The organism is Streptomyces sp. NPDC036984, from assembly GCF_055607665.1.
Map to the genome: position 1 here is coordinate 1 of NZ_JBVJRL010000030.1, position 10,944 is coordinate 10,944.

Genomic DNA, 10,944 nt, shown 5'->3' on the forward strand with positions numbered 1-10,944 from the left:
GGGCACCAGCGGCGACTAGCGGCGTGCGGGCCCGCCCCTCTGGTGGGGGCGCCAACCGGCGGGCCCGCACCCGCGACCCCCTTCCCGCCCACCCCTCTGGAGACCGCCGTGGATAACGCCGTCAAGGCCTGGCTGCTCGCCGAACTCGGCACCGACACCGACCTCACCGACCTGACCACCCGCTACACCCGACTCGGCTCCGCCCGAGCGGTAGCCCTTGAGGTGCTCCGGGAACGCTTGGCCGCGATGCGCGCCCAGCCCACATCGGTCACCGTCACCAACGTCGTCGCCGTCAACTTCAGCGCGAACCTCGCGGCCTACGAGCGTCAGATCGCCCGACTCGAAGCCGGCGACCCTCCCGCCCCCGACGAACTCGATCAGGACGGCCCCGGCACCCTCGGCATCATCCAGCTCAGGGAACGACCCCGCCGATGACCACCCCCGTCCGGCAACAGACCGACGAGCGCAGCGAACTCACCGCCCTCATCACCGCCGCGACCCTCGAGCTGGTCCGACGGTGGCAGCGCCTGGTCACCGCACAGGACACCTTGCTCCGCGCCCTGGAACGAATCCGGCCGGGCCTAGGTGCGACCACCCGTGTCAACGGCCATATCACCACTTTCCACCAGGAGGTCGGCGAGTTCTCCCGCCTGACACGCGCTCTTGCCGAACGGTGGGCCGCCCAGGATCTGCCCACCGCCTACCGCGACGGAGCCCTGCGCGCCCTCCGCAAGGCAGACGCCGACATCACCCTGTTCCGGTGGACAGCCGACCACCAGGCCGCGATCACCGCACTCACCGCGACCTTCTACACCGACCTCGTCGGCCGCATCCAAGAAGCAGTCCGCCGCGCGCAAGCGTTCGCCCGCGTCGCACAGGACGCCACCCGCGAAGTCACCCTCGGACGCAACCACGCCGGCATCGACTCCGCTCGCCTTGCCGCCGACCACCCACTGTCCACTGTCATCTACCGCAACAACGCACGACACCCGGTGAAGGACTGGGCCCGCTCCGCCCTCACCTACCAAGGCGCGGTCACCGCCAACCACGGCGCCATCAACACCGGCCGCTACGAACTCGAGGCGCAGTGGTTCCAGTGCATCGACGGGCCGGAGTGCGGATTTGAGAACCACCCGGACACCGACCACGCCGACGGCACGATCCGTTCCGCTGAAGACGCCCAGACGTTCCCCGTGGCCCACCACGGCTGCATACGGCAGTGGGTCCCCCGCCCCGACCTCAACGGCCACCCCGGCCTCGTCTCCGGCGATCCGATCTGAAAGCAGGAATGACTGTGGGATCCGCTGTCTTCTGGAAGCGACTGCACCTGGCACTGTTCACCGTCTGGGTGGTGCTGCTTCCCCCCACGCTCCTGTGGTGGCGCAACTCCATCACCTACGTCGTGCTCATGTCCTGGTACGCCATCGCCATCGGCCACATCAGCTCCTGGCAGGCGTCCCGGGCTGAGCAGGAAGCCGAGCAGGAATGAGTACCACTCCGCCGCCCGAGCCGACCGCCCACGGTGTCCGGATCGACGCTCAGCCGGGCCACGCCACCATCAGCCTGGACGGCACCCCGCTGCCCTCCGGGCAGGTCGTCGGCTACCAACTGGAGCACGACGTCGCCAACGCCCTACCCATGCTCGTCCTCCACGTGCGCCAGCCAGTCGGCGCCGTCTGGGAAGGACTGGCCCGCGTGGCGGTCGCCGACCCTCAGCAGGACATCGGTGATCAGATCGCGGAGTTCCTCGCCGGCATCAATCCGGCAGCGCTCGAGGGCGCTGCGCTCGAGCGGGACGACCTCGGCAACGAACGCTACTCGCTGACCGCGGCCATCCTCGCCACACTGGCGGACTGGGCCCGGGGGAGGGGAGCGTGATGGCCGGCCTCGATGCGATCCTCGCCAGCACCGTTACCTGGATCGAGACGAACCTCCTCGTTGACACCGTCCGTATCACCACCGCCCCGGTCGGCGAGCCAGTCCTCAACGAGGACACCGGACTTCTCGAATACCCGGAGGGCGACCTGGTCTATGAGGGGCCCGGCGCGGTGCAGGGCGGCATCGCCCAGTCCGAGGTATCGGCGATCCCCAACGCCGGCCAGCCCTGGCTGCAAGAGACGACCTCCCGGTACCGGCTGATGACCCCCCTAGCTGCGCCGATCGCACCGAAAGACGCCATCGTCACCGTCGTGCAGGTTCACAACCCGGCCCGCACTGACCTGATCGGCCGGTCATGGATCTGCCAGGACCCCGGTATCGCCGCCACCACCGAAGTCGTTCGTATCACCGCCCTGGATCAGAACCAGGTTGCGGGACGGGAGGTCAGCCCGTGACCCCGGAAGAACTTGCCGCCCGTTTGGAACGCGCCTCCACCAAGGTCGGTCCGGCCATTCACAGGGCCGTGCAGCACACCGCAACGCTGGGGATCGCCCGGATCCGCGGCAATGCCTCCGGCCGTCCCGGACCGAACGTCATCACCGGCGCCTACCGCAACTCCTGGCGGCCCGAGATGCACCGCCTCCCCTACGAAGCGTTGTGCACGATCGGCACCGAACTGCCCTACGGGCGGCGTCTGGAGTTCGGATTCACCGGCACCGACAGCCTCGGCCGCTCCTATGCGCAGCCGCCGTTCCCGCACGTCCAGCCCGCTCTCGGCTTCATCGGGACGACGCTGCTGGCGCAGATGCGGCTCGCCGCCGCGGAGGTATTGCTGTGATCAAGCGAAGAGCAGTCACCGCCGCACTGAAGGCGCTCCTCGAGGGCACGGGCCGGCCGGTCGGGCTGGGCAGGATGCCGCAGGCGCAGCCGCCCTACTTCATCCTCTACGACGTCGACACCAGTGTCTCCGGGGCGCCGTTCGCCGACGACAACGAGGACCTGTCCGTCGTCTACCAGGTCACCACCGTGTCCGGGCCCGATCCGAACACGCAGTCCTCCGCCGGCTCCCTGGACCAGGCCGAGTTTTGGGCGGACAAAGCCCGGGATGCGATCCTGCGCCGCGACCCGACCACCGGAGCGTGGGTGTCCGCGCTGACCGTGGCCGGCGCCAAGGTGATGTGCCGTGAGCTGGAGACGGAACCGGGGGGAACGAGTGACGCCACAGATGGGATCATCAGCTACGTGCAGAGGTTCAGGTTCGACCTGACCCCCGCCTGACCCTCCTGAGGGCAGACGGACGCTTGACCGCACCGCGGCGGGACCCCACGCGGACGCCACCACCACAGGTGGCCGCCAACGCACACCGACATCGCTTGTAGGGGTCCACCGCATGTCCAGGTTCAACCGCAAGGGCGTCACGAAGATCCTCTTCACTGACACCATCGCATCCACCACATACCTTCCGACCGCCGCCGAGATGACCGGTGCGACGGACTACACCAAGCAGATCGCCGCCGTCGACGGCTTCAGCCTGGAGAACCAGGAGATCGAGACGCCGGACATGGCGTCCACGTTCGTCTCCAAGATCCCCGGCGACGACAGTGCCGCCGACTCCTCCCTCACGTTCTACGAGGACGACGTCACCGACACCATCGAAACCGACCTCGCCAAAGGCACCACCGGATTCATCATCATCTGCCGCAAGGGCAAGGCCCCCTCCACCAAGGGCATGGACGTCTACCCGGTCCGTGTCGCCTCCAACTCGGCTGCGATCACCGCGGACAACGAGGCCGCGAAGATCATGGTCAAGTTCTCCATCATCGACCGGCCGCTGTTCAACGCCACCGTCCCGTCCAGCTGACCCAGCCTGTCGCATCCCCCAAGACGACCTGGCCGGGCCCGTGACGACGTTCGGGAAGGGGCGCCCGCTGCGGCGCCCGGCCAGGTCCCCCCTTCCCCTGGAGGACCACCCACCATGACCACCACCAGCAAGCCCACACCGCCGCAGAACGCCGTCGACCGCGACCCGCACTGGGCCGCCACCCGAGCACGGCTCGCCGCCCGCCAGCGGCCCGTGCTCACCATGACGATCTGCGACGACCCCGACGTCAAGCAGCGCCTCGGTGCCGCCCAGTACAACGAACGCCGAGCCCGGGCGGCCGCCGAGGCCGACCCGGCTGACAAGGACCTGAAAAAGGCCCTCACCGTCGCGCAGGCCGAGACGGAAGCCGCCCAAAAGGCATTCGACGAGGCAGCGATCGTGCTCCGCTTCCAGGCGCTGCGCCGGCCGGACTTCGAGGCGCTGAAGAAGGCCCACCCCGCGACGGAGGAGCAGGCCGAGGACGGTCTGCCGTTCAACGTGGAAACGCTGGGCCCGGAATTGGTGGCGGCGTCCAGCCTGGACGGCATCACGGTGGAAGAAGCAACCGAGTACCTCACCGAGTGGGCCGAGGGCGAGGCCGCCCAACTGTGGGACACCGCCTGGCAGGTGCAGGGCGAAACCCGCGCTGACCTGGGAAAAGGCTGATCCGAGATGAGCGTCTGCGCCGGGAACTGGAGCTGTGCAAGGCCTACCGCATCCCGCACAGCCTCTTCCTCGGCATCGGTGACGGCCGCTGGACCGAACGCGACCGGGCCAAGGCGCTCGCGCTGGAGGAGTACCAGCGGACCGTCTGCCCTCAATGCGGCACCCGCTACGACGACTGGGACCACGGCGGTGACCAGGAGGAAGACCGCTACATCGCAGTCCTCCAGAAATGCGTGGGCTGCGAGGTCATCGCCGACAAGCAGAAAGAACTCGCCGACAGCGGCGACCCCCTGCACGGAATGAAGGTCGCGCTGGTCCCGGCGGCCGCGCACGCGGCGATGGAACTGCTCCGCGGCTTGAAGCACCAGCACAGCAACGACTAGCGAAGGGAGGGTCGGGTGGCGAACTGGAACCTGTCCGTCGACCTGCGGGGCACCGGGAACGACCTGGCCCACTCCCTCAAGGACGCCGCTCACCACGCCCGCAGCCTCGCCACGGCTGCATCCGCAGCCAAGCACGAGATCCGCGAGCTAGGCCAGGCAGCCCAGGCCGCAGGCCACCACCTGCGCGCCCTCCGCGTCCACACCAGCTCCGCCGCCCAGCACATCAACACCCTCGGCGACCGCGCACAGACCACCGCCCGCCGCCTCAACCGCTACGGTGACGCCGCCCGTACCGCGAACCGGCAGCTCAACAGTCTCGGCGACCACTCCCGTACGGCTGGCCGGGACCTGGCGCGGCTGTCCAGCCGCCTTGATGGCGCCATCCGGGACCTGGACCGCCTCGCCTCGGCCGCACAGCGCGCTGACGCCCGCCTGAACCGTGTGGGCGGCGCCGGGGCCAACCACCTGCGCCGCTACCGCGAGGAGACCAGCCGGGCCCGTGAAGGCCTGCGTTCTCTCGCAGCGATGGGCGCAGGCCTCGGCCTGACCCTGGGCGCCGCCGAGGTCGTCAAGGAAGGCAACGAATACCAGCAGGCCATGAACGCGTTCGGCGCCACGACCGGCGCGACGAAGATGCAGATGCAGCGCGCGGCCGCGGTCGCCGCTCAGCTGGGCAACGACCTGAAGCTGCCGGGTGCCACGGCCGCGGATGCCGCTGAAGCGATGGTGGAGCTGGCCAAGGCCGGTTTCCGAACGGACCAGGCCATCAGCAGCACTCGGGCCAGCCTGATCCTGGCCTCCGCCGCCCAGGTCAACGCCGCCGACTCGGCCAAGTACCTCGGCGACATGATGGACCAGTTCGGCATGGGAGCCGACCAGGCCGGCGTCGCCGCGGACACCCTCGCCGCCACCGCTAACGCAGCGTCCGGCGACATCATCGACATCTACTACGCGATGAAGTACGCCGGTCCCGTGGCGCACGGTCTCGGCGTCACGATGCAAGAGGCCGCCGCCGGCGTCGGCATGCTCGGTAAAGCGGGCATCCTCGGGCAGACGGCCGGCACCACGCTGCGCGGCATGTTCGCCAACCTCGCCTCCCCGACCAAGCAGATGACCGAGGGCCTCGACGCCCTCGGAATCCAGGCGTGGGACGCTCAGGGCCGCTTCAAGGGCCTACGCACGGTCATCGACGGCCTGTCCAAGGCCCAGCACCACATGACCCAGCAAGACTTCGCGGCCGCCGTGAAGAAGGCGTTCGGCAAGCCCGCCATGTCCGGGGCCATCGCTCTCGCGCATCAGGGCACCGCCTCGTTCGACAACCTGATGCAGGCGGTCTCACAGACCGGGGCCGCCTCCGAGATCGCGGCCGCCAAGGGCAAGGGCCTGGCCGGTGCGATGCTCCAGCTGAAGACGCAGGCCCGGCAGACCGGCCTCACCATCTACCAGGGCATGGCCCCCGGCCTGGAATGGCTGGTCCGCAACGCCACCGATGGCCTCTCCAAAGCCACCCCGAAGATCGAACACTTCTTCCAGTACTTCAACGACGCAGCCACCCTGTTCGGACCCGACATCGAAGCAGCGCTCCGGAAGAAGTTCTCCGGCATTCGCGACGCAGCCTCGGACATGCTCGACCCGTTCAAGGACGTAGGCACCGAAGCCCTCGCCGACTTCCTTCACGTGCTGCTCACCGGCGGTCAGCTCGCCATCGAGGTCCTGGAGAACACCGCCGACGCTGTCGAACCCGTCCTGGCCGGCCTTGGCGACCTCTCCGGGGAGTCCGGCACCGTCGCCTCCAGCCTCGATCTCGTCATCACCGCCCTCGACCTGGCCGCCACCGTCGCAAGCGACCTGTCCGGCGCGCTAGTCCCGATCGGTCACATCGTGGGCGGCCTCGTCTCCGGATTCGCTGCCCTGCCCGGACCGATCCAGCAGTTCGTCCTCGCCGCTCTCCTCATCCGCCGCGTACAAGGCCCCCTGACCGGGCTGGCCAACAACGTCCGCGGCCGGGTCACGGGATCCTTCCGTTCCCTGAATGATCAGATGCGGCTCCAGCAGTCCCTGGCCGCCGCGTCCGGCATGTCCCTGTCCCGGTACGGGGCCGCCATCGCCGTCCTCCAGACCCGGGTACCGATCATCGGCCGCATGGGCGAATCGTTTCGGACCGCCTCAGCCCAGTCCGCCGGATTCGCCGGCACACTCCGCGGCGTAACCGCGGCCGCCAGCACCGGCCTGCGCGGCGCGATGGGCGGCCTCATGGGCGCCATGGGCGGCCCCTGGGGCCTCGCCCTCACCGGCCTGACCGTCGGTCTCGGGATGCTCGCCAGCTCCCAGCAGGAAGCCGCCGCCAAAGCCGCCGAGCACAAAGCCAACATCGACGGCCTCACCCAGGCCATGCGCCAGTCCAACGGCGTCATCGACGAGACCGTCCGCCAGCAGGCCGCCCAGACCATCCAGAACACCAAGCTCGGCAACACCGGCAAAACCCTCGCCGGCGTCATGGGCAAAGTCGGCTACACCCTGTCCGACCTGACCGACTCCTACCTCGGCCAGGGTGAGAGCGTCGACCAGCTCGCCGACAAGATGGAGACGCTGGCCAAGGCCAAGGCCAAGGAAGCGCTCGCCGACGGCTCGCACGACGTCGACAAGAACGCCATGAAGCAGGCCAACGCCTACGCGGCGGCCAGCACGGCCCTGCGCGGCATGTCCGGGGACGCCAAGGAGGCCGCGAAGAACGCCCGAGACCTCGACTCCGCCACCAAGGGCACCGGCGACGGTGTCAGCGCCTACGACCGGCTGAAGGCCGCGGTCGGGGCCCTCGCCGACAAGACCGCCGACGCCGACTCCCGCACCCGCGCCCTGCGCGACGCCCTCGACCTGCTCTCCGGCGGGAGCGTCTCCCTCCAGGCGGCGCAGGCCCGCGTGAACGAGGCCATCACCAACGCCAACGAAGCCATGAAGGCCGGCATCGACCGGGCGAACGGCTGGGGCAAGGCCCTCGTTCAGGCCAACGGCTCCATCGACACCACCACGAAGAACGGCCAGCAGCTCTTCAACACCCTGAACACGATCGCCGACGGCAGCGCCAGCGCAGCGGTAGCCGCGTTCGATTTCGCTCAGTCGCAGAACAAGACCCTCCCGCAGTCGATGGCAGCGGCGCGCAAGGAGATGGAGAAGAGCCGCAAGTCCGTCATCGACATGGCCCCCGCCTACGGGCTGACCGCCGAGCAGATGGGCAAGGTCGCCGACTCGATGGGCTTGATCCCGAGCCAGGTGTCGATCCTGCTGTCCGCTCAGGGCGTCGACAGCACCCTGGCCGAGCTGGTTGCCGTGCAGGCGGAGTTCGAGAAGGTCCCGAACGCCAAGACCATCAAGGTCGATGCGTTGGGTGAGGACGCGAAGAGGGAGCTGACGGAACTCGGTTACAAGATCGAGCTGATTCCCGGCACCCGCGAATACAAGATCACCGCGCCGACGCAGGCAGCTCGCGCCCAGCTCGATGAGCTGATCAACACCATGTCTAAGGTGCCCGACGGTAAGAACGTCCACATCGACGCCAAGACCGCCGTTGCCATTGGGCAAATCAACGGAGTCATCAGCGCCATTCATAAGACGCCTGGTGCCAAGTCGGTCACCGTTAAGACGCTGAATGCTCAGGCCATGTCCGCTCTGAAGGCAGTCGGACTCACCGTCACTCATCTTCCCAACGGCAAGGTCAGCGTCTCCGCTGCAAACGGGCAGGCCATCAGCGCTATAGGTGCTGTCCGTCAGGCCTTGGATAACCTCAACGGCAAGGTATCCACGACTTACATCAATACTGTTCACCAGACGACTTTCACCGCTATCCAGAAGGGCAAGGTCCCGGTTGCCAAGCGGGACTACCGCGCGGATGGCGGTGTCATCGACTACTACGCCAACGGCGGTATCCAGCGCGGCGGCATCCGCCACTTCGCGGCTGGAACCGAAGACCACGTTGCGCAGATCGCCCCCGGCGGATCGTGGCGCGTGTGGGCGGAGCCGGAAACCGAAGGCGAGGGGTACGTCCCCTTCGCCCGGTCCAAGCGGCCCCGGTCCCGGGCCATCACGGAAGAGATCGTCCGCCGGCTTGGAGGCGACCCCCGCGGTATCGAGTGGAACGCTGACGGCTCCATCACCGACTGGCGCTACGACCCGACCACGGGCACGCTCTATAGCGCTTCCGACGCGGGGCAGGCCGGCCACAAGACCAAGAAGGTCAAGGTCAAGGGCAAGACGAAGGAAGTCGAGTACTTCGACATCGGCGCGGTCGAGAAGAAGCTGAAGTCCGCCGCGAAGGCGACCCGGGCGTGGAACGCGGACCTGGAGAAGGTCGCCGACCGGGTCGGCGGTGACGTCGCGGAAGCTCTGGCCGGCATGGGCGAGGACGGGCAGAAGCTCGCCCACAAGATGGCCAAGGGCAGCACCAAGTACATCAACGACATGGCCAAGGCCCTCCGCGATCTACAGAAGACCGCCAAGGCATCCCTGACCGACTACACGCGGCAGCTCGGCAAGGCCAACACCACCAACAAGAAGTTCTCCGACAACCTGGCCAAGCTGGCGGCCGCCGGCTACGGGGACCTGGCCGCGCAACTGGCGGCGCAGGGCGACGAGGCCGCACAGCAGCTCGCAGAGGCCGCGGTCAAGGACAAGAAGAAGGCAGCCAAGGCCAACAAGGAAGCCAAGACCGCGAACCATTCGCTGACGTCCGACGAGGTGGCGGACCTCGTGCAGATCATCGCAGCGATCAGCAGCAGCAAGACCGGCATCCACGACGTCGCAGCGAAAACGCAGCTGGGCGAGGACGAGATCATCACGGTCGCCAACAAGGCGAAGGCACAGATCACGAAGTCGCTCGGCTCCCGGGCCAGCAAGTTCATGGCCGACCTGTCTCGAGCGAACAAACACCTGTCGTACGCCGACGGCGGTATCCGGGCCGGCATGTACGCCACCCAGAACGGCATCGTGCGCTTTGCGGAGCCCGAGACGCACGGGGAGGCCTACCTGCCCCTCAGCCCGTCCAAGCGGCGCTCCGCCCTTCCCGTCCTCGCGGACGTCGCCCACCGCTTCGGACTCGGCCTGACCGACGTGGCCGCATCCCGCGCGGTCGTCGTCATCCGCGAGGGCGGCGACACCCACGTCAACGTGACCGCGGTACGCACCGGGGCGACCGCTTCCGACATCGGCGCCCAGGTCGGCCGTAGCGTCCGCCGGGCCCGCAGGGGAGGGGTGGCCGCCCGTGCCGCTTGAACTAGCCGACTGGCAGTACGACCTGGGCGGCGTCGTCATCGGCGCCGGCACGTCCGTGAACGTCATCGAGGTGACCGGGCTAGGTCGGCCCCCGGTACGGGACAACGACGTCGACCAGCCCAGCATGGACGGCTCCTTCGCTGGCCCCGACTACTGGGCCCCGAGACAAGTCCAGTTCGACGCCGCGATCAAAATCCCCGGGGACGCGAGCGCCTGCTACGACACGGTCGCCGCGCTCCAGGCCGCCACCGACGCCGCCTCGGTCCGCCTGGTCGGCGGACAGGGCATGACCCTGCGGATCAAACGGCCCGGCGGCCCCACCAAAGCACTCACCGTCCGCGCCCGGAAGCTGGATCCCGAGTACAAGCAGGTCGTGCACGGCTACGTGCCACTCGACATCGAGCTGCTCGCCCACGACCCCACCTTCTACGCCGACGAGGACTCCGCCACCGACATTCCCCTGGGCTGGCTGACCGGCGGCGGATTCGCGGCCCCGGTCGTCGCCCCGATCTACGTTCAGGACGGCACCGTGGCCGCGGACCGGCCGGGCTGGGTCACCAACGCCGGCGACACCGACACCTGGCCCATCATCCGGATCACCGGCCCCTGCGCCAACGTCAGCATCATCCACGTCCCGACCGGACGCACCCTGTCCCTGCCAACGCTGAACCTCGCCATCGGCCGCTGGATCGAGATCGACACCCGGCCCGGATACCGCACAGTCACCTGGGACAACGGCGGCAACGCCTCCAGCTACCTGTCCCCGGCCTCGCGTATCGACCTGTTCTCCCTGCCCCCGGGCACCTCGGAGATGCGCTGGACCGCCTTTGACGCAACGAACACCGCCCGTCTCCGCCTGACCTGGCGCGACGCCTACGTAGCCCTCTGAGG

At 68.5% G+C, this 10,944-nt stretch carries 12 protein-coding genes; all 12 read left to right on the plus strand.

Features of this window, described 5'->3' with window-relative positions; translation table 11 throughout:
• Positions 1–108 precede the first annotated feature (108 nt).
• Positions 109–435 carry a hypothetical protein gene (locus tag ACZ7DL_RS34715; protein WP_470780420.1) on the plus strand — a complete coding sequence of 109 codons (327 nt, stop codon included), beginning with the start codon at positions 109–111 and terminating at the stop codon, positions 433–435.
• Positions 432–1,280 carry a hypothetical protein gene (locus ACZ7DL_RS34720; protein WP_470780422.1) on the plus strand — a complete coding sequence of 283 codons (849 nt, stop codon included), beginning with the start codon at positions 432–434 and terminating at the stop codon, positions 1,278–1,280. The genes ACZ7DL_RS34715 and ACZ7DL_RS34720 overlap by 4 nt, the downstream gene beginning before the upstream one ends.
• A gap of 14 nt (positions 1,281–1,294) precedes the next feature.
• Positions 1,295–1,489 carry a hypothetical protein gene (locus ACZ7DL_RS34725; protein WP_470780424.1) on the plus strand — a complete coding sequence of 65 codons (195 nt, stop codon included), beginning with the start codon at positions 1,295–1,297 and terminating at the stop codon, positions 1,487–1,489.
• Positions 1,486–1,878 (plus strand): hypothetical protein, encoded by a 393-nt coding sequence (locus ACZ7DL_RS34730; RefSeq protein WP_470780426.1) that lies wholly within the window; start codon positions 1,486–1,488, stop codon positions 1,876–1,878. The genes ACZ7DL_RS34725 and ACZ7DL_RS34730 overlap by 4 nt, the downstream gene beginning before the upstream one ends.
• Positions 1,878–2,333, plus strand: coding sequence for a DUF6093 family protein (locus tag ACZ7DL_RS34735; RefSeq protein WP_470780428.1), 456 nt, complete (start codon positions 1,878–1,880; stop codon positions 2,331–2,333). Before ACZ7DL_RS34730 ends, ACZ7DL_RS34735 begins: the two co-directional genes overlap by 1 nt.
• On the plus strand, positions 2,330–2,716 hold the full coding sequence (locus ACZ7DL_RS34740; RefSeq protein ID WP_470780430.1) for an HK97 gp10 family phage protein: 387 nt from the start codon (positions 2,330–2,332) through the stop codon (positions 2,714–2,716). The genes ACZ7DL_RS34735 and ACZ7DL_RS34740 overlap by 4 nt, the downstream gene beginning before the upstream one ends.
• Positions 2,713–3,156 (plus strand): hypothetical protein, encoded by a 444-nt coding sequence (locus tag ACZ7DL_RS34745; RefSeq protein ID WP_470780432.1) that lies wholly within the window; start codon positions 2,713–2,715, stop codon positions 3,154–3,156. Before ACZ7DL_RS34740 ends, ACZ7DL_RS34745 begins: the two co-directional genes overlap by 4 nt.
• 112 nt (positions 3,157–3,268) lie before the next feature.
• Positions 3,269–3,739, plus strand: a complete 471-nt coding sequence (locus ACZ7DL_RS34750) for a phage tail tube protein (RefSeq protein WP_470780434.1) — start codon at positions 3,269–3,271, stop codon at positions 3,737–3,739.
• Positions 3,740–3,853: 114 nt separating this feature from the next.
• Positions 3,854–4,405 (plus strand): hypothetical protein, encoded by a 552-nt coding sequence (locus ACZ7DL_RS34755; protein ID WP_470780436.1) that lies wholly within the window; start codon positions 3,854–3,856, stop codon positions 4,403–4,405.
• A gap of 233 nt (positions 4,406–4,638) precedes the next feature.
• Entirely contained in the window at positions 4,639–4,788 is a 150-nt protein-coding gene (locus ACZ7DL_RS34760) for a hypothetical protein (RefSeq protein WP_470780437.1), read from the plus strand.
• 15 nt (positions 4,789–4,803) lie between these two features.
• Complete coding sequence (locus ACZ7DL_RS34765) at positions 4,804–10,053, plus strand: phage tail tape measure protein (protein ID WP_470780439.1); 5,250 nt, start codon at positions 4,804–4,806, stop codon at positions 10,051–10,053.
• Entirely contained in the window at positions 10,043–10,942 is a 900-nt protein-coding gene (locus ACZ7DL_RS34770; protein WP_470780441.1) for a phage distal tail protein, read from the plus strand. The genes ACZ7DL_RS34765 and ACZ7DL_RS34770 overlap by 11 nt, the downstream gene beginning before the upstream one ends.
• Positions 10,943–10,944 lie beyond the last annotated feature (2 nt).

What these genes read in the sequence shown, in the direction of transcription:
- ACZ7DL_RS34720 (WP_470780422.1), top strand. Translation starts at nt 432, where the DNA reads ATGACCACCCCCGTCCGGCAACAGACCGACGAGCGCAGCGAACTCACC.
- ACZ7DL_RS34730 (WP_470780426.1), top strand. Translation starts at nt 1,486, where the DNA reads ATGAGTACCACTCCGCCGCCCGAGCCGACCGCCCACGGTGTCCGGATC.
- ACZ7DL_RS34735 (WP_470780428.1), top strand. Translation starts at nt 1,878, where the DNA reads ATGGCCGGCCTCGATGCGATCCTCGCCAGCACCGTTACCTGGATCGAG.
- ACZ7DL_RS34750 (WP_470780434.1), top strand. Translation starts at nt 3,269, where the DNA reads ATGTCCAGGTTCAACCGCAAGGGCGTCACGAAGATCCTCTTCACTGAC.
- ACZ7DL_RS34755 (WP_470780436.1), top strand. Translation starts at nt 3,854, where the DNA reads ATGACCACCACCAGCAAGCCCACACCGCCGCAGAACGCCGTCGACCGC.